The organism is Photorhabdus noenieputensis (genome assembly GCF_018448935.1).
GTDB classification, from domain to species: domain Bacteria; phylum Pseudomonadota; class Gammaproteobacteria; order Enterobacterales; family Enterobacteriaceae; genus Photorhabdus; species Photorhabdus noenieputensis.
On the sequence record NZ_RCWC01000015.1, the window covers coordinates 56,706 to 75,810 of the forward strand.

A 19,105-nucleotide genomic window follows, 5' to 3' on the forward strand; every position below is an offset into this window, starting at 1 on the left:
CTAAATAGCTGATGAGTTATAACAACACACAAAAACAAATTGGTAATATTGACCTTGTAAAGCAACTTAACGGAGCCGTGGTATATCGGCTGATTGATCAACAAGGGCCAATCTCTCGCATTCAAATTGCTGAACAAAGTCAGCTTGCGCCAGCCAGTGTGACTAAAATTACTCGTCAGTTACTCGAACGGGGCTTGATTAAAGAAGTCGATCAACAAGCCTCTACCGGAGGCCGCCGCGCCATTTCCATCGTTACAGAAAATCGTCACTTCCACACTATCGGTGTCCGCCTTGGCCGCCATGATGCTACTCTCGCTCTTTATGATATGAGCGGCAGGGCCTTAGTTGAAGAACATTATCCACTGCCTGAAGCGACTCAACAAAAAGTTGAAAACCGGCTCATCAACGCAATAGAAAACTTTATTCAACAAAATCAACGCAGGATACGCGAACTCATCGCCATTTCAGTTATCCTGCCTGGATTAGTTGACCCAGATACCGGCATCGTCCGATATATGCCTCATATTAAAGTGACTCACTGGACTCTGGTCGATAATTTGAAAAAGCATTTCAACATTACCTGTTTTGTTGGTCATGATATTCGCAGTTTGGCATTGGCTGAACACTATTTCGGCGCTACCCGTGATTGTGAAGACTCAATATTGGTACGTATCCATCGAGGTACCGGTGCCGGGGTAATTATCAACAACCAGATACTTCTCAATAATAGAGGAAACTTAGGCGAAATTGGTCACATTCAAATTGATCCACTCGGTGAACGTTGTCACTGCGGCAATTTTGGCTGCCTGGAAACTATCGCCGCTAACTCAGCGATAGAAGCGCGAGTTCAGCATCAATTAAAGCAAGGTTTTCCAAGCCAGCTAACATTGAATAATTGCAATATCAGAGCTATCTGCCAAGCCGCCAATCAAAATGATCCACTAGCCTCCGAAGTGATAAAAAGCGTCGGCCATTACCTCGGCAAAGCCATCTCTATCGCGATTAATTTATTTAACCCACAGAAGGTTGTGCTAGCGGGAGAAATTACTGAAGCTCAGAAAGTGCTCTTACCCGCTATTCAAAGTTGTATCAACTCTCAGGTTTTGAAAGAATTTCGTCAAGATCTGCCAATTGTTGTCTCTGAATTAGTCCACTGTTCTGCTATTGGTGCCTTCGCTCTGACTAAACGTGCTATGCTTAACGGTGTCCTATTACAACACTTACTCGAAGGGTAATGTCATTTTTTGTTGGTTTTGTCAGCAAAATGATTATATGCCAAACAAACAGGCGACTTTAAGCAGATTTCGAGAAAAAAGCAGTTGACGCATTTAGCTGATATACGCATAATGCGCCCCGCAACGCCGATGAAGGTAATGCAAAAAAGATGGCTACGTAGCTCAGCTGGTTAGAGCACAGCACTCATAATGCTGGGGTCACAGGTTCGATTCCCGTCGTAGCCACCATCTTTGCGGGAGTGGCGAAATTGGTAGACGCACCAGATTTAGGTTCTGGCGCCGCAAGGTGTGCGAGTTCAAGTCTCGCCTCCCGCACCATTCATTCATCGAGTTGTCGTTATTCAGATGGGGTATCGCCAAGCGGTAAGGCACCAGGTTTTGATCCTGGCATTCCCAGGTTCGAATCCTGGTACCCCAGCCATAATCTTGATAACACAATTCTGACAACATGTTGTACAGTGACTACTTTCAGTTGGGGTATCGCCAAGCGGTAAGGCACCAGGTTTTGATCCTGGCATCCCCAGGTTCGAATCCTGGTACCCCAGCCATTAACTGAATGTTGCTCACTAATCGTTTTGCAGTAAATTTTCTCGCTTCAAAAAAGGCTACGTAGCTCAGCTGGTTAGAGCACAGCACTCATAATGCTGGGGTCACAGGTTCGATTCCCGTCGTAGCCACCACTCAATTGGGGTATCGCCAAGCGGTAAGGCACCGGATTCTGATTCCGGCATTCCCAGGTTCGAATCCTGGTACCCCAGCCATATTTATCAATGTGTTACGTGAAGTGACATGTTGAAAAAGAATATACATGTACAAGCCCGCCGAAAGGTGGTTTTTTTGTTTTCCAGCCCTCTATCTTTTCTTGCTTGCCAATTAGCTACATACAAAGAAAAGCAAATTGTCCACGCCATAAACAGATTTACGACGTGTTTGTGATCTTCATTACCAACCTATACGGTTACAATCCTAACGCATACTTAAGCACCGCTTTTTTCATTACGCCAGCCCGTTGACCTGCCATTAGCGCGAGATTACGAACAACTTTCAGCCCTGTCAGCTCATTGCTGAACACGGTGTAAAATAGATCCATTCCAGCTTGCATCATCAGGTTATCCGGCATTCTGCGGCGCTGATAACGCATCAACACTTCCAATGAATCCCACTGTTCCGTTAATTCTCTCGCTTTCGCCAAAACATCAAGCAGAGTATCCACATCCCGATAACCAAGATTTACTCCCTGTCCAGCCAGCGGATTAATGGTATGAGCCGCATCACCCAACAATACTAATCCTTCACGCACATAACTGTTAGCATGATGACGAGTCAAAGGAAATGAACCGGCAACAACGGGAGTCACTTTACCTAACCGTACAGGAAATGCCTGAAAAATCTCCTGCTCCAGTTGAGCCATTGGCATTGCCTGTAATTGTCGTATGCGTGCCGGTTTGTCGTACCACACCAGCGAAGCCCATTGATCAAACAGTGGAAGAAACGCTCTTGGGCCAGAAGGAAAAAACTGCTGCCAGGTAATATCCTGCTGTGGCTGTTCTGTTTTTACCGTGATCAACATACAAGACTGTCTGTACTGCCAACCACGACTGCCAATTCCCGCCATTTGCCGAACCTGAGAACGAGCACCATCAGCCCCGACAATCAAGCGAGTAGTCATTTCCGTTCCATCAGCCAGAGTCACTAACCAACCCACTTTCTGCCACTGCATTGATTGCAATACTGCCGGGCATAGCAAAGTCAAATTGGGATATTTTTCAAACTGCTGCCACAGAGCCAGTTGCAAGATACGGTTTTCAACCATATAGCCCAACTCAGGCAACCCCAGACTTTGGGCATCAAACACCAAATTAGAATCATTCTGTTCCCAAGTCTCTAATGTACGATACGGCGCGCTGCGCATCTGTAATACCGCATCCCATGCACCAAGTTGTTTGAGCAAATCTACAGAGGCACAACTGATCGCTGACACACGTACATCAGGACGACTCTGTGCATCATAAGATTGTGGTGGTTGATGATCCAATAAAGCAACTGTCCAACCTTCCTGTGCCAGCCCCAATGCTGTCGCAGCGCCGATCATGCCAGCCCCAACCACCACTACATCAAAAATCTGTTGTGAATTATTCATCTCAGTCATGCTATTAACCCATTGATTAGTACAGTGTACCGAATTTTTAATTCTCCGGTAGAGAATATCCTGTTTAACAGTCTGGTCACTGCTCCTGCAAATGACTACAATATCCGACAACTTTATGCCTAATACACAATTGCTTTTGCCGTGTAATAACACTTTTCAGCGCGGTAGAAAGCTTGGATGCACAAGAAAATGTCGACGATAAAAAAACTGTATATTAAAACTTGGGGCTGTCAGATGAATGAATATGATTCATCTAAAATGGCCGACCTGCTGGAAAGTACTCACGGTTATCAGTTAACCGATGTCGCCGAAGAAGCAGACATTTTGCTATTAAATACCTGTTCAATCCGCGAAAAAGCACAGGAAAAGGTTTTCCATCAATTAGGCCGCTGGAAAAACCTAAAAGATACTAATCCAGATATCATCATTGGAGTCGGTGGCTGTGTCGCCTCTCAGGAAGGGGATTTCATCCGTCAGCGTGCTCAATGCGTAGATATTATTTTCGGGCCGCAAACATTGCACCGTTTACCTGAGATGATCAACCAGGTGAAAGGTACCCGCAGCCCAGTTGTTGATATCAGCTTCCCAGAAATCGAGAAATTTGACCGCCTTCCTGAACCACGCGCTGAAGGCCCGTCTGCTTTCGTTTCTATTATGGAAGGCTGCAACAAATACTGTACTTTCTGTGTCGTACCTTATACCCGCGGAGAAGAGGTTAGCCGCCCATGTGATGATGTTCTGTTTGAAATCGCACAACTTGCCGCGCAAGGCGTACGTGAAGTCAACCTTCTCGGTCAGAACGTGAACGCTTATCGTGGCGCGACTTATGATGGTGATATTTGCTCTTTCGCTGAGCTAATTCGTTTAGTCGCGGCTATAGATGGTATTGACCGTATTCGCTTTACGACTAGCCACCCAATTGAGTTTACAGACGATATTATTGCTGTTTACGAAGATACACCGGAATTGGTTAGCTTCCTGCATCTACCGGTGCAAAGTGGCTCGGACCGTATTCTAACGTTGATGAAACGTGCCCACACCGCCCTTGAGTATAAGAGCATTATCCGCAAACTGCGTAAAGCACGTCCTGATATCTTGATAAGCTCTGATTTCATTGTCGGATTCCCAGGTGAAACCCAAGATGACTTCGAGAGAACCATGAAACTGATCGCTGATGTCAATTTCGATATGAGCTACAGCTTCATCTATTCCGCTCGTCCGGGAACACCGGCAGCCGATCTGCCTGATGACGTCAGCGAAGAAGAGAAGAAACAGCGTCTTTACCTGTTACAACAACGTATCAACCAACAAGCAATGAGCTACAGCCGTGCTATGTTGGGCAGTGTACAACGTATTCTGGTTGAAGGAACTTCCCGTAAGAATGTGATGGAACTTTCTGGCCGTACCGAAAACAATCGGGTTGTCAACTTTGAAGGTCAGCCTGATATGATTGGCAAATTCGTTGATGTTGAAATTGTTGATGTTTACGCCAACTCACTACGCGGTAAAGTTATCCGTACCGAAGATCAAATGGATCTTCGTACACACGAATCACCTGAGTCCGTTATAGCCCGTACCCGTAAAGAAGATGAAATCGGGGTCGGCACTTATCAGCCCTAAATATAGAGATAATCAGTGATTCAACAAATTCATTCACAAATAGCAACTCAGGAAATTTTCCTCGAACCAGCCGATAATCAGCGCCTAATGAGCCTGTGTGGGCCGTTTGATGACAATTTGAAGCAGCTTGAACGCCGGTTAGGTATTGAAATTAGCCGTCGTGATAACCGTTTTAAACTGATGGGCAAACCGCTGTGCGTTAGCGCAGCCACTAATATCCTACGGCATTTATATGCGGAAACTTCCCCTGTCCGTGGGGTGAGGCCAGATATCAAACCAGAACAGATCCATCTGGCAATTACTGAGAGCCGAGTTCTGGAACAAACCGCCGAGAGCATACCCGAATACGGTAAAGCTGTTAACATTCGCACCAAACGCGGCATGGTGAAACCACGGACGCCCAATCAGGCGCAGTATATTGCCAATATCCTTAGCCATGATATTACGTTTGGGATTGGCCCTGCCGGTACGGGAAAAACTTACCTGGCCGTCGCTGCTGCGGTTGATGCACTGGAACGGCAGGAAATCCGCCGTATCCTGCTAACCCGACCGGCAGTAGAAGCGGGTGAAAAATTGGGTTTTCTACCTGGCGACCTGAGCCAAAAAGTTGATCCGTACCTGCGTCCACTCTACGATGCTCTATTTGAAATGCTAGGTTTTGAAAAAGTTGAAAAGCTGATCGAGCGTAACGTTATTGAAGTTGCTCCGTTAGCTTATATGCGTGGACGAACCTTAAACGACGCTTTTATTATTCTGGATGAGAGCCAGAACACGACCATCGAACAGATGAAGATGTTCCTGACTCGTATCGGCTTCAACTCCAAAGCGGTTGTTACCGGTGATGTTACGCAAATCGACCTGCCTCGTGGACAGAAATCCGGCCTACGCCATGCCATTGAAGTTCTATCAGGCGTCGGTGAGCTGAGTTTCAACTTTTTCCACAGTGATGATGTTGTCCGCCACCCGGTGGTAGCCAAAGTTGTCATTGCCTATGAAGAGTGGGAAGCAACCGAGCAAAAACGCAAACAGACACTCAACGAGCAACGCAAGCAGGAAGCACAATGAGTTCAGTCATACTTGATTTACAAATTGCTTGTGAACATTCACAAGGTCTTCCTGAAGAAACCCTGTTCCAGCGCTGGCTGGATGGGGTTTTACCTCAATTTCAACCAGAAAGTGAAGTCACTATCCGCATTGTTGATGAGGCAGAAAGCCACGATTTAAATCTGACCTACCGTGGTAAAGATAAGCCAACAAATGTGTTATCTTTCCCATTTGAAGCACCACCAGAGGTTGATTTACCCCTGCTTGGTGATCTCATTATCTGTCGTCAGGTTGTTGAAAAAGAAGCAGAGGAGCAACAAAAAACAGTAGAAGAACATTGGGCGCATATGGTTGTGCACGGCTGCTTACATTTGCTGGGTTATGACCATATCGAAGATGACGAAGCGGAAGAAATGGAATCTTTGGAAACAGAAATTATGCAAGAGTTGGGTTATTCTGACCCCTACCTTGCAGAAAAAGAGTAACCATTCGTACCATTTTTATGCTAAAAAATACCAACAATAACTTATTTAATGGGAAATTTTCATTAAAACGCCATGAGCGACGACCATCCTTCAAGTAACGATAATCCTGGCCCTAAGAAAGGGTTTTTCACTCTTCTTCTTAACCAGCTTTTTCACGGTGAGCCAAAAAGCCGTGATGAACTGGTGGAATTGATCCGTGACTCTGAACAAAACGATCTGATTGATCCTGATACCCGCGATATGCTCGAAGGGGTAATGGATATTTCCGATCAACGTGTCCGGGATATCATGATCCCCCGTTCTCAAATCGTTACCTTAAAACGTAATCAAACCCTGGACGAATGTCTGGATGTAATTATCGATTCGGCTCACTCTCGTTTCCCTGTGATCAGTGAAGATAAAGATCATATTGAAGGGATTTTGATGGCAAAAGACCTATTGCCATTTATGCGCACCGATGCCCCTCCATTCAGCATAGATAAGGTTCTGCGTCAGGCTGTCGTTGTACCTGAAAGTAAACGGGTTGACCGCATGCTGAAAGAGTTCCGTTCTCAACGTTATCATATGGCAATCGTCATTGATGAGTTTGGTGGTGTATCGGGCCTAGTCACTATCGAAGATATTCTTGAACTGATCGTCGGTGAAATTGAAGACGAATACGATGAAGAAGAAGATGTCGATATTCGTGCCTTGAGCCGTCATACCTATACGGTACGAGCTCTAACTCAGATTGAAGACTTTAATGAAGCCTTTAGCACCCAATTCAGTGATGAAGAAGTGGATACTATTGGCGGTCTGGTTATGCAGGCATTCGGTCATTTGCCAGCCAGAGGGGAGTCCGTTGATATCAACGGTTATCTCTTTAAAGTTGCTATGGCCGATAGCCGAAGAATTATTCAGGTTTATGTTACGATACCGGACGATGCGCCAATACCTAACCTTGAAGAAGAATAAAATCTGAATGAACAAAGCTTCATTATTAAATTGCCAGCGGCTGCGCGCCCTGCTGGCACTATTCTTTGGAGCCAGTGGAACACTGGCTTTTTCGCCTTTTGACTTCTGGCCTGCCGCTATTATCTCCCTGTTTGGACTACAACTTCTGACTTTGAATAGAACACCCCGACAAGCGGCATTTATTGCTTTTTGTTGGGGATTCGGTCTGTTTGGCAGTGGTACAAACTGGGTGTATGTCAGCATTGCCAATTTCGGTGGCATGCCAACCGCGGTCAATATTCTGCTGGTCATATTACTTGCCGCCTATCTCTCACTCTATCCTGCTTTATTCGCTGGCTTACTCAACCGTTTCTTCGCAAAAACGAACGGGGTGAGGCTGGCTGTAGCAGCACCTGCATTATGGCAACTCACTGAATTCCTGCGAGGCTGGATTCTAACCGGTTTCCCCTGGCTACAATTCGGCTATAGCCAATTAGATGGTCCAATGAAAGCCATTGCGCCAATTTTGGGTGTTGAGGCCATCACATTCCTGTTGATGGCTATCAGTGGGTTATCCGTTCTGGCCGTCATACATCGGAAAATAGTCGCCGGTATTATCGCTGCCGCCATTTTGCTATTACCGTGGTCAATACGCCATTATCAGTGGTACAACCTACTGCCTGAAAAAACAGTTGACGTCGCGCTAGTTCAGGGAAATATCCCACAATCCCTAAAATGGGTCCCTAACATGCTCAACGAAACTATGGACATCTACATGGACAATAGCCTGCCCTATATCGGCAAAATACCGATAATCATCTGGCCGGAGTCTGCCATTCCTTCATTGGAAAGTTATCAACGTCATTTTCTAACAAAATTGGATGAGCTGTTACGCAATCAACATACCAGCCTTATTACCGGTATTGTCGATGAAAGAGCCGTTGGCAACAGTGATAAGATCTATAACAGCGTGATTGTACTCGGCGATAAAATACCTTATCAATATCCGGCAGCTATTCGTTACGATAAATATCATCTGGTACCATTCGGCGAATTTGTTCCGCTGGAATCTCTACTCCGTCCTCTGGCACCATTCTTCAACTTACCCATGTCTTCATTCAGCCGTGGCAACTACATTCAACCACAGCTTTCTGTTGCAGGATATAACCTGACCACCGCTATCTGTTATGAAATCATACTGGGTGAACAGGTTCGTGCGAATTTCAAACCGGATACCGAATTCTTACTTACTGTTTCCAATGATGCTTGGTTTGGCGGTTCAATTGGCCCCTGGCAACATTTCCAAATGGCACGCATGCGCTCCCTCGAATTAGGACGCCCATTACTACGTAGTACCAATAACGGCATTACAGCCGTTATCAGCCCGGACGGAGAAGTGCAAGCAGCACTCCCACAATTTACCCGTAATGTTTTGGCAGCTAAAGTGACACCCGCAACCGGGATAACACCCTATGCTCGCTGGGGTAACTGGCCGGTATGGATAATTACCGTATTGTTTGCCCTGTTTGCCTTAACATATAACCGCCGTAAATCTTAATCCATGTAGCCAAAAGGGAGCAAAACTGCTCCCTTGCACCACGCAAAAACAGATTAACTTTTAATCCATTTTCCATCCAATTGATAGAAAAACAAAGGAGTAACAAGTTATGCAAGCAAAACGTCTGCAACCATCGGAAATTTCACCGGAGCTTTATAACGCAGTCGTGAAAGTCGATGAATTAACTTACCAATCCACTCTCGGTAAGGCACTCATCGAACTCATCAAAGTCAGAGTTTCCCAAATCAATGGCTGTGCCTTTTGCCTTAATATGCATTACAAGGCTGCCCGCAAGGCAGGAAATAGCGAACAAAAACTCTACCTCCTGAGTGCTTGGAAAGAAGCAACTATTTTTACATCACGGGAACGTGCGGCGTTAGGCTGGACAGAGGCTTTATCTCGGGTTGCCGAGACTGGGGCAGAAGATGAACATTACACCCCGTTATTAGCAGAATTTGATGAAAAAGAGATTGTCGATTTAACATTGTTAATCGGCCTTATCAACCTGTGGAATCGTCTGGCAATTGGTATGAAATATACTTTGCCCAATTCTACCTCTGACCTATCCTAAAATAATTTGGCATGGTTAATAATCAACAGTGCCAACTCTCAATAACTGATATTACTCTACGTTATACAAATAATTTACTTAAACAACTTATTGGTATTAATTTTTTACCCTCTTTACTATTTTGGCACGCTAATTGCTGTTATCTCTATGAATGAAAAGGAAAATAGCTGTTTAACTAACCCAAAATGGGAAAACGCACTAAAAAAATGATAATCAAGCACCTTTATTGTGCAAGATAAACAACATTGTTCATTTATAGTGCGAGACAGCTCCCGAAACAGAAACAATTCATTTTCATTGACTAACCCTTTTGTACTATTTTTTAACACTATATATACATATAACAGCAAATGATCCTCGATTAAAAACAAATCACAGAGAGACTTTTGCAAACACAACAACATCGCAAACGATAGCCACATTAAAGGAGTTGTATATGCGTATGCGTAACCTAGTACTAACCATGATGTTACTTGGCATGGCGGGGGCTGTTCAGGCCGAAGAGTTAACGGGAACACTGAAAAAGATTAAAGATGATGGCGTGATCATTGTAGGGCATCGTGAATCTTCCGTACCTTTTGCTTACTACGATAATCAGCAAAAAGTCGTCGGCTACTCTCAGGATTATTCTAATCTGATTGTTGAAGCAGTGAAGAAGAAACTGGATATACCAAATCTGCAAGTAAAATTGATACCCGTGACTTCTCAAAATCGCATCCCATTGCTACAAAATGGCACTTATGATTTCGAATGCGGTTCCACTTCCAATAACCTTGAACGCCAAAAACAAGTCTCTTTCTCAAACTCTATCTTTATTGTTAATACCCGTTTGTTGACTAAAAAAGGTTCCGGTATAAAAGATTTCCCTGATTTAGCCGGTAAAAATGTCGTTGTCTCAGCAGGTACCACATCTGAAATATTGCTGAATAAACTTAACGATGAGAAAAACATGAAAATGCGCATCATCAGTGCAAAAGATCATGGCGACTCATTCCGTACTCTGGAGTCCGGCCGTGCCATCGCCTTTATGGTGGACGACGCTCTGCTAGCAGGTGAACGCGCCAAAGCGAAAAAACCTGATCAGTGGGAAATTGTTGGTACACCTCAGTCTAGAGAAGCCTATGGTTGTATATCGCGCAAAGACGATCTTCAATTCAAGAAGCTGATCGATGAGACCATTGTTCAGGCGCAAACCTCTGGCGTGGCAGAGAAATCATTTGAGCGCTGGTTCAAACACCCGATTCCACCCAAGAACCTGAATTTGAATTTCTCTTTGTCTGATGAAATGAAAGCACTATTTAAATCGCCAAATGATAAGGCGCTTGACTAGAAATATAATTAAAAAAATGGCTATTTGATTGGCATCACAGGGTGCGAGGTGGCCGTTCCCTACCTCGCTTTTTTTTCTCAGCCAATCAATCGCTTTTAGGGGATTAAGCTACACCCTCACAGGGAGTATTATTATGTCAATCGATTGGAACTGGGGCATCTTTTTGCAAGCTGCCCCTTTCGGCAATACGACTTATCTAGGCTGGTTAATAGCTGGATTTCAGGTGACGATTGCCTTGTCTATCTGCGCCTGGATTATCGCTTTCGTTGTCGGCTCACTGTTCGGCATCTTGCGTACTGCTCCCAATAAAATACTATCTGGAATAGGTACCTGTTATGTTGAGCTCTTTCGTAACGTACCGCTGATAGTTCAATTTTTTATCTGGTACCTGGTTGTACCTGAACTACTGCCAGAAAAAATCAGCCTGTGGTTTAAAACTGAACTGGACCCTAATATTCAATTTTTTCTCTCATCCACTGTCTGTTTAGGTCTTTTCACCGCGGCACGTGTGTGTGAGCAGGTTCGTGCCGCCATACAATCACTACCACGCGGTCAGAAATCGGCAGGATTGGCAATGGGGCTAACCTTGCCACAAACCTATCGCTATGTCCTATTACCCAATGCCTATCGAGTGATCATTCCACCCATGACGTCAGAAATGATGAATCTGGTAAAAAACTCCGCCATCGCCTCCACTATTGGCCTGGTCGATATGGCAGCACAGGCAGGTAAGTTACTTGATTACTCAGCACATGCTTATGAGACATTCACGGCAATTACACTGGCCTATGTCGGAATCAATCTGGTGATCATGCTTGCCATGCACTTGCTTGAGAAAAAAGTACGTTTACCGGGTAATATTGGAGGTCAATAAATGTACGAGTTTGACTGGAGTTCGATTATCCCCAGTATCCCGTTTCTGCTACAAGGCTTAGTCATTACAGCAAAAATCACTATTATTGCTGTTGTTGTCGGTATTCTCTGGGGAACCGTACTGGCCGTGATGCGGCTCTCTTCGATAAAAGTACTGAGCTGGTTTGCCACTTTATATGTCAATCTGTTCCGTTCTGTGCCACTAGTTATGGTACTGTTATGGTTCTACCTGATTGTGCCTAGTCTAGTGCAAAATGTTCTGGGGATTTCTCCGAAAACAGATATTCGTTTAATTTCAGCTATGGTCGCGTTTGCCTTTTTCGAAGCCGCTTACTATTCAGAAATTATCCGGGCAGGAATTCAGAGTATCTCCCGCGGGCAATCTTCGGCAGCACTGGCATTGGGTATGACGCCAATGCAAAGTATGAGGCTAGTTATCCTGCCTCAGGCATTCCGTGCGATGACTCCGCTGTTACTAACACAGGGGATCGTACTGTTTCAAGACACCTCATTGGTGTATGTGCTCAGTCTGGCGGACTTTTTCCGTACTGCGGCAAATATCGGTGAGCGTGATGGCACTCAGGTCGAAATGATCCTATTTGCTGGTTTGGTTTATTTTATTATTAGTATTGCCGCATCTATGCTGGTTAACTATTTGAAGAAAAGGACTGTTTGATGATCTCCCTGAAAAATGTATCCAAGTGGTATGGCCAATTTCAGGTTCTCTCCGACTGCTCAACTGAAGTTAAAAAAGGTGAAGTCGTTGTGGTCTGTGGCCCATCTGGCTCAGGCAAATCCACCCTGATAAAAACGGTTAATGGCCTGGAATCCATCCAACAGGGTGAAATTCTGGTTAATGACATTAAAGTCAATGACAAAAACACCAATCTGGCACAATTACGTTCTAAAGTCGGCATGGTGTTCCAGCATTTTGAACTGTTCCCTCATCTCTCCATCATCGAGAATTTAACTCTGGCACAGATTAAAGTGCTTAATCGTGATAAAAAAGCGGCGGAAGAAAAAGGGTTGAAATTACTTGAACGCGTTGGGCTTGCCAGTCAGGCGAATAAATTCCCGTCTCAACTTTCCGGTGGTCAACAGCAACGTGTAGCAATCGCCCGTGCCCTTTGTATGGACCCAATTGCCATGCTATTCGACGAACCCACTTCCGCACTCGATCCTGAAATGATTAATGAAGTACTTGATGTCATGGTTAAACTGGCAGACGAAGGGATGACCATGATGGTTGTTACTCACGAGATGGGCTTCGCGCGTAAGGTAGCTAACCGAGTTATCTTTATGGATGAAGGCAAAATTGTTGAAGATAGTAAGAAAGAAGATTTCTTTGCGAATCCAAAATCAGATCGCGCCAAAGAATTTCTCGCTAAAATTCTTCACTAACCTCATTTCATCTCTGGTGGTGACTCCCGTCACCATCGGATTTTCCCTCAGAACCACTGTTTCTTATATATCAAATCAGATATGCTATGCCGATCTCATATTTTACCAACTAAATGATTGCTACAAGCGTAGCTTTTTACTCACCATAGGATTATCGGTGCCATGCAAGAACAATACCGTCCAGAAGATATAGAGCCGCAAGTTCAGCTTCACTGGCAAGAGAAGCAAACTTTTAAAGTGACAGAAGATAACAGCAAAGAAAAATATTACTGCCTGTCCATGCTACCTTACCCTTCTGGCCGACTACACATGGGCCATGTACGCAATTACACTATCGGCGATGTTATCTCTCGCTACCAACGTATGCTGGGTAAAAACGTCCTGCAACCTATCGGTTGGGATGCGTTTGGCCTGCCTGCGGAAGGGGCCGCGGTCAAAAATAATACCGCGCCCGCTCCGTGGACCTATGCCAACATCGAATATATGAAAGGTCAGTTGAAAACACTGGGCTTCGGTTACGATTGGGATCGTGAAGTCACAACCTGTACCCCAGAATATTACCGTTGGGAACAGTGGTTTTTCACCAAATTGTATGAAAAGGGTCTGGTTTATAAAAAGACCTCCGCAGTTAACTGGTGCCCTCACGATCTGACCGTTCTAGCTAATGAACAAGTGGTCGATGGCTGTTGTTGGCGTTGTGACACTAAAGTTGAACGTAAAGAAATTCCACAGTGGTTTATCAAGATCACTGATTATGCCGAAGAGTTGTTAAATGATCTGGATACGCTGGAAGAGTGGCCTGAACAGGTCAAAACCATGCAGCGCAATTGGATTGGTCGCTCCGAAGGGGTAGAAATCACTTTTGATGTGGCTGATAGTCAGGAGAAGCTGACCGTCTATACCACTCGTCCTGATACGTTCCTCGGTGCCACTTATGTTGCGATTGCCGCCGGTCATCCTCTGGCAAAACAAGCAGCAGAAAATAATGCTGAACTGGTTGCTTTCATTGATGAGTGCCGTAATACCAAAGTTGCAGAAGCAGATATGGCAACAATGGAGAAAAAAGGCATGGCAACCGGTATGTTTGCTATTCATCCATTGACCAAAGAGAAAGTAGCAATCTGGGTTGCAAACTTCGTCCTGATGGAATACGGCACTGGCGCTGTCATGGCAGTTCCCGGCCACGATCAACGCGATTGGGAATTTGCGACAAAATATAACCTGCCAATGAAAACCGTTATTCTGGACAATGAAGGTAATGAACCAAATGTTCATGAAGCCCCGATAACGGATAAAAATGTTCTGTTTAATTCCGGTGAATTTAGCGGTCTGAATCACGAAGCCGGTTTTAATGCCATCGCTAATAAACTGGTGGAAATGGGCGTAGGTAAGCGTAAAGTCAACTATCGTCTGCGTGACTGGGGGGTTTCCCGTCAACGTTACTGGGGTGCTCCTATTCCAATGGCAACACTGGAAGATGGCACAGTTGTGCCAGTTCCAGCAGATCAACTGCCTGTTATTCTGCCGGAAGATGTCAAAATGGATGGCATCACCAGCCCAATTAAAGCTGATCCTGAGTGGGCAAAAACCACTATCAACGGCCAGCCAGCACTACGTGAGACTGATACCTTTGATACCTTTATGGAATCATCCTGGTACTACGCTCGCTACACCTGCCCAGATTATGACAAAGGTCTGCTCGATCCAGCAGCGGCTAACTATTGGCTGCCAGTTGACCAGTACATCGGTGGTATCGAACATGCCATCATGCATCTGATGTATTTCCGTTTCTTCCACAAACTGATGCGTGACGCCGGCCTGGTCAATTCCAATGAACCTGCCAAACGCTTGTTATGTCAGGGCATGGTTCTAGCCGATGCTTTTTATTACATCGGCAAAAATGGTGAAAAAATTTGGGTTTCCCCGGCTGATACTATCGTTGAACGTGATGATAAAGGCCGTATCGTTAAAGCGACGGATAAAGAAGGCCATGAGCTGGTTTATACCGGCATGAGCAAAATGTCTAAATCCAAAAACAACGGTATTGACCCACAATTGATGGTAGAAAAATATGGTGCTGATACCGTTCGCCTGTTTATGATGTTTGCTGCGCCACCAGAGCTGACGCTAGAATGGCAAGAATCCAGCGTTGAAGGAGCAAATCGCTTCCTGAAACGTGTGTGGCGCTTGGTTTATGAGCATAGCAGCAAAGGGACGACTCAACCGCTAGACATCACAAACCTGACAGTGGAACAAAAAGATCTATTCCGTGATCTGCACAAAACCATCGCTAAAGTCACAGATGATGTTGGTCGCCGCCAAGCATTCAATACGGCTATCGCTGCGGTAATGGAATTGATGAATAAACTGACCCGCGCACCACAGGAAACCGAGCAGGATCGCGCTCTGATGCAAGAGGCTCTGTTGGCGGTTGTCCGTATGTTGTCACCAATAACTCCTCATGCTTGCTTTATTATGTGGCAAGCTCTGGGTGGTGAAGGTGATATTGATACGGCTGATTGGCCACAAGCTGATGAACAGGCAATGGTTGACGATACCAAGCTGGTCGTCATTCAAGTTAACGGTAAAGTGCGTGGTCGTGTTACTGTGCCAGCCGATGCGACGAAAGAATATGTTCATGATCTGGCGGCACAAGAGTATGGTGTGGCGAAATACCTTGAAGGCGTCACTATTCGCAAAGTCATTTATGTACCAGGCAAACTGCTGAATCTGGTCGTCGGCTGATAAAGGAGGCAATGTGCGACATCGTATTTTAACGTTGTTGCTGGGGTTGGCGGTGCTAGTCACCGCTGGCTGCGGTTTTCATCTGCGCGGCACCACTCAGGTACCACCAGAACTCAAAAAGCTGCAATTAACAAGCAGTGACCCATATGGGCCACTAGCCCGTTCTGTTCGCCAACAGCTTCGTCTGAATAACGTCACTATTATTGAGGATGGTAGTGCTGATATTCCTATTTTGAAGTTAATCGACTCTTCTGAAAATAAAGATACTGTCTCTGTTTTCCAAGATGGTAAAGCTGCTGAACGCCAACTGACATTGTACGTTAATGCACAAGTCATTATGCCAGACGGCAGCGTATATCCAATACGATCCAGGGTTGACCGCTCTTTTTTCGACAACCCATTAGAGGCCCTGGCGAAAGATGCTGAAAACGAGATAATCAATCAGGAAATGCGTGAACAAGCCGCTCGTCGGCTAGTTCGCCAGTTATTGACTGTTCATAACGCAGAAGAGCAGAAAGCCAGAGAAAAACAGGCGGGACAGCAAGCTGCGCAAGCACAATGATCAAACTCTATCCCGAACAACTAATTTCGCAGCTCAATGAGGGGCTGCGAAACTGTTATCTGATATGGGGTAATGAACCCCTACTATTACAGGAAAGTCAGGATCATATCCGCAAGGCTGCTGAAAAACACGCTTTCACTGAACACTTCACCTATACGCTGGATAATCATACCGAATGGGATGAGATATTTGGTATCTGTCAGTCATTAAGTCTATTTGCTAGCCGTCAAACACTCACTTTGCTTCTGCCGGAAAATGGCCCTAACGCAGCAATGGCTGAACAACTGGTAAAACTGGCAGAGCTTCTTCACCCAGATATACTGTTAATACTACGTGGTCTAAAATTGACCAAAGCTCAGGAGAACAGTAACTGGTTCAAAGTGCTAGGAAAAAACGGTGTTTACGTCAGTTGTCAGACCCCCGAACAGAACCGTCTGCCGCAATGGGTTGCACAACGGGCCAAAGCCATGAAATTGATGTTGGAAGAACAGGCCAATCAACTACTGTGTTACTGCTATGAAGGAAATTTACTGGCGTTGGCTCAAGCACTTGAACGACTCTCGTTGCTATATCCAGATGGTAAACTGACCTTACATCGTATTGAAAACGCAGTGAATGATGCGGCTCACTTTACACCCTATCACTGGGTAGACGCGTTATTAGCAGGTAAAGCAAAACGAGCCTGGCATATTCTGAAACAGTTAAAACAGGAAGATTGCGAAGCTGTTATTCTACTACGTACCGTACAGCGGGAGTTACTGCTACTACTCACGCTGAAACGTCAAGGTACCATAACGCCAATGAAAGCGCTGTTAGATCAGCATCGGGTATGGCAAAACCGTCGCCCATTACTGACAAGTGCACTACAACGTCTCACTCAACATGATTTGCAGCGAGCAATTCATTTACTTGTACAGATGGAACGCCAGATCAAACAGGATTACGGCCAATCTATTTGGTCAGATTTGGAAACTCTTTCCATGCTGTTATGTGGAAAAATCTTACCTGAGAGCTTTCTTAATGCCTCATACCACTAATTCAACTTGCCCGAAACAACCCGTTATTCAAGCATTATTTGGTGGAACATTCGACCCCATCCATTACGGGCACTTGCAGCCAGTTGAAACCCTGGCATATCAAATTGGCCTAAAACAAGTGATTTTACTACCAAATCACGTTCCGCCACACCGCCCACAGCCAGAAGCCTCCGCACAACAGCGGCTTGAAATGGTACAACTGGCAGTACAAAATAACCCTCTGTTTACCATCGATAAACGTGAACTAGAGCGCACCACGCCCTCCTACACAATTGATACGTTAGAGTCATTCCGCCAGGAATTTGGTAACAAGCAACCTTTGGCATTTATAATTGGCCAAGATGCTTTGTTATCACTGCATACTTGGCATCGTTGGCAAGAACTGCTGAGCCTCTGCCATTTACTGGTTTGCGCTCGTCCTGGTTATCAAACCCAGTTTTCCACAACTAAAATGCAACAATGGTTTACAGAACATCAAATCTGCGATCCAAACCAGCTTAGTAATCAACCTAACGGTTATATCTATCTGGCAGATACACCTCTGCTGCCTATCTCAGCAACAGACATCCGTCAGCGCCACCAGCAAGGGTTAAGTTGTGACGATTTACTCCCCCTTTCAGTACAAAAGTATATAGATTCACAGGGGTTATATCGCCAATAGCGAAATCTGCCTCGATTAGTCGCTTAGTTGGCTTACCCTTAAGTGACCTGACATGCTATTATTCCGCACTATTTAATCAATTGTGATAAAAAAATAAGGATGAGCCTTTTGCAAGGTAAAGAACTCCAACAGTTTGTTATTGATAAGCTTGAAAACTCCAAAGCACAGGATATCGTTTCCCTGGATGTCCAAGGGAAATCCAGTATTACCGATTGTATGATTATCTGCACCGGAACTTCCAACCGCCACCTGATGTCTGTCGCAGATAATCTGGTTGATGACTGTCGTGCAAGCGGCCTGATCCCACTTGGTGTTGAAGGACAAGGCATATCTGACTGGATTGTCGTAGACCTCGGTGAAGTTATCGTACATGTCATGCAAGAAGAGAGCCGCCGCATGTACGAACTTGAAAAGCTCTGGAGCTGAGTTTGAAGCTGCAATTAATCGCTGTAGGTACAAAAATGCCGGACTGGATACAGGCCGGCTTTATAGATTATTTGCGTCGTTTTCCCAAAGACATGCCATTTGATCTGATAGAAATTCCGGCTGGCAAACGGGGCAAAAATGCGGATATTAAACGCATTCTGGAAAAAGAAGGCGAACAAATGCTGGCCGCTGTCGGCAAAGGCAGCCGTATTGTCACCCTAGACATTCCGGGTTCCCGTTGGGAAACGCCTCAACTGGCGCAACAGCTTGAACATTGGAAACGAGATGGTAGAGATGTCAGTTTATTGATAGGCGGGCCAGAGGGCCTCGCTCCAGCATGTAAAGCTGCTGCGGAACAAAGTTGGTCACTGTCACCGCTGACCTTACCCCATCCTCTGGTCCGGGTTTTGGTTGCGGAAAGCCTGTACCGGGCATGGAGCATTACCACCAATCATCCCTATCATCGGGAATAATT

18 protein-coding genes and 6 tRNA genes are annotated in these 19,105 nt (G+C 45.2%); 23 read left to right on the top strand and 1 reads right to left on the bottom strand.

The genetic code is table 11. From position 1 onward, the window contains the following. Nucleotides 1-11 precede the first annotated feature (11 nt). The 7 genes from nagC (at nt 12) to EAE91_RS11995 (ending at nt 1,996) form a co-directional block, all read left to right on the top strand. Complete coding sequence (gene nagC / locus EAE91_RS11965; RefSeq protein WP_214088699.1) at nt 12-1,235, top strand: DNA-binding transcriptional regulator NagC; 1,224 nt, start codon at nt 12-14, stop codon at nt 1,233-1,235. A gap of 151 nt (nt 1,236-1,386) precedes the next feature. Further along, nucleotides 1,387-1,463 (top strand) — tRNA-Met (locus EAE91_RS11970). Nucleotides 1,464-1,468: 5 nt separating this feature from the next. Continuing rightward, nucleotides 1,469-1,553 (top strand) — tRNA-Leu (locus EAE91_RS11975). 28 nt (nt 1,554-1,581) lie between these two features. After that, nucleotides 1,582-1,656 (top strand) — tRNA-Gln (locus EAE91_RS11980). 52 nt (nt 1,657-1,708) lie between these two features. After that, nucleotides 1,709-1,783: transfer RNA gene (locus tag EAE91_RS11985), tRNA-Gln, on the top strand. A 55-nt stretch (nt 1,784-1,838) separates the two neighbouring features. Then, a tRNA-Met gene (locus EAE91_RS11990) sits at nt 1,839-1,915 on the top strand. 6 nt (nt 1,916-1,921) lie between these two features. Then, nucleotides 1,922-1,996, top strand: a tRNA-Gln gene (locus EAE91_RS11995). Nucleotides 1,997-2,193: 197 nt separating this feature from the next. Here EAE91_RS11995 and ubiF read toward each other — a convergent pair. Beyond that, nucleotides 2,194-3,375 (bottom strand): 3-demethoxyubiquinol 3-hydroxylase, encoded by a 1,182-nt coding sequence (gene ubiF, locus EAE91_RS12000; RefSeq protein WP_214088730.1) that lies wholly within the window; start codon nt 3,373-3,375, stop codon nt 2,194-2,196. 198 nt (nt 3,376-3,573) lie between these two features. Here ubiF and miaB point away from each other — a divergent pair, with 198 nt between their 5' ends. The 16 genes from miaB to rlmH all read left to right on the top strand — a co-directional run bounded on the left by miaB (nt 3,574) and on the right by rlmH (nt 19,103). Beyond that, nucleotides 3,574-5,004, top strand: coding sequence for a tRNA (N6-isopentenyl adenosine(37)-C2)-methylthiotransferase MiaB (gene miaB, locus EAE91_RS12005; RefSeq protein ID WP_214088700.1), 1,431 nt, complete (start codon nt 3,574-3,576; stop codon nt 5,002-5,004). An 87-nt stretch (nt 5,005-5,091) separates the two neighbouring features. After that, nucleotides 5,092-6,069 (top strand): PhoH family protein, encoded by a 978-nt coding sequence (locus tag EAE91_RS12010; RefSeq protein ID WP_214088731.1) that lies wholly within the window; start codon nt 5,092-5,094, stop codon nt 6,067-6,069. Then, nucleotides 6,066-6,533: an rRNA maturation RNase YbeY gene (gene ybeY / locus EAE91_RS12015; RefSeq protein ID WP_214088701.1), complete on the top strand. Its 468-nt coding sequence runs from the start codon at nt 6,066-6,068 to the stop codon at nt 6,531-6,533. The genes EAE91_RS12010 and ybeY overlap by 4 nt, the downstream gene beginning before the upstream one ends. Nucleotides 6,534-6,605: 72 nt before the next feature. Further along, nucleotides 6,606-7,487, top strand: a complete 882-nt coding sequence (corC, locus tag EAE91_RS12020; protein ID WP_036776710.1) for a CNNM family magnesium/cobalt transport protein CorC — start codon at nt 6,606-6,608, stop codon at nt 7,485-7,487. 7 nt (nt 7,488-7,494) lie between these two features. Then, the gene (gene lnt / locus EAE91_RS12025; protein WP_214088702.1) at nt 7,495-9,024 is read left to right on the top strand and encodes an apolipoprotein N-acyltransferase; all 1,530 of its coding nucleotides are present in this window, start codon (nt 7,495-7,497) and stop codon (nt 9,022-9,024) included. A gap of 109 nt (nt 9,025-9,133) precedes the next feature. Beyond that, nucleotides 9,134-9,595, top strand: coding sequence for a carboxymuconolactone decarboxylase family protein (locus EAE91_RS12030; protein ID WP_214088703.1), 462 nt, complete (start codon nt 9,134-9,136; stop codon nt 9,593-9,595). A gap of 436 nt (nt 9,596-10,031) precedes the next feature. Further along, on the top strand, nt 10,032-10,925 hold the full coding sequence (locus EAE91_RS12035; RefSeq protein WP_214088704.1) for an amino acid ABC transporter substrate-binding protein: 894 nt from the start codon (nt 10,032-10,034) through the stop codon (nt 10,923-10,925). Between the two features lie 133 nt (nt 10,926-11,058). Continuing rightward, entirely contained in the window at nt 11,059-11,799 is a 741-nt protein-coding gene (locus EAE91_RS12040) for an amino acid ABC transporter permease (protein ID WP_214088705.1), read from the top strand. Continuing rightward, nucleotides 11,800-12,474, top strand: a complete 675-nt coding sequence (gene gltK / locus EAE91_RS12045; protein WP_036776721.1) for a glutamate/aspartate ABC transporter permease GltK — start codon at nt 11,800-11,802, stop codon at nt 12,472-12,474. Further along, nucleotides 12,474-13,199 (top strand): amino acid ABC transporter ATP-binding protein, encoded by a 726-nt coding sequence (locus EAE91_RS12050; protein ID WP_049583630.1) that lies wholly within the window; start codon nt 12,474-12,476, stop codon nt 13,197-13,199. The genes gltK and EAE91_RS12050 overlap by 1 nt, the downstream gene beginning before the upstream one ends. 162 nt (nt 13,200-13,361) lie before the next feature. Next, a complete protein-coding gene (gene leuS / locus EAE91_RS12055) occupies nt 13,362-15,944 on the top strand; it encodes a leucine--tRNA ligase (protein WP_214088706.1) in 2,583 nt (860 codons plus the stop codon). Nucleotides 15,945-15,957: 13 nt separating this feature from the next. Next, complete coding sequence (gene lptE / locus EAE91_RS12060; protein ID WP_214088707.1) at nt 15,958-16,506, top strand: LPS assembly lipoprotein LptE; 549 nt, start codon at nt 15,958-15,960, stop codon at nt 16,504-16,506. After that, nucleotides 16,503-17,543: a DNA polymerase III subunit delta gene (gene holA / locus EAE91_RS12065; RefSeq protein ID WP_214088708.1), complete on the top strand. Its 1,041-nt coding sequence runs from the start codon at nt 16,503-16,505 to the stop codon at nt 17,541-17,543. The genes lptE and holA overlap by 4 nt, the downstream gene beginning before the upstream one ends. Continuing rightward, a complete protein-coding gene (gene nadD / locus EAE91_RS12070; protein WP_214088709.1) occupies nt 17,527-18,204 on the top strand; it encodes a nicotinate-nucleotide adenylyltransferase in 678 nt (225 codons plus the stop codon). The genes holA and nadD overlap by 17 nt, the downstream gene beginning before the upstream one ends. Before the next feature lie 99 nt (nt 18,205-18,303). Further along, nucleotides 18,304-18,630, top strand: coding sequence for a ribosome silencing factor (gene rsfS / locus EAE91_RS12075; protein WP_082303637.1), 327 nt, complete (start codon nt 18,304-18,306; stop codon nt 18,628-18,630). Nucleotides 18,631-18,632: 2 nt separating this feature from the next. Continuing rightward, nucleotides 18,633-19,103: a 23S rRNA (pseudouridine(1915)-N(3))-methyltransferase RlmH gene (gene rlmH / locus EAE91_RS12080; RefSeq protein ID WP_214088710.1), complete on the top strand. Its 471-nt coding sequence runs from the start codon at nt 18,633-18,635 to the stop codon at nt 19,101-19,103. Nucleotides 19,104-19,105 lie beyond the last annotated feature (2 nt).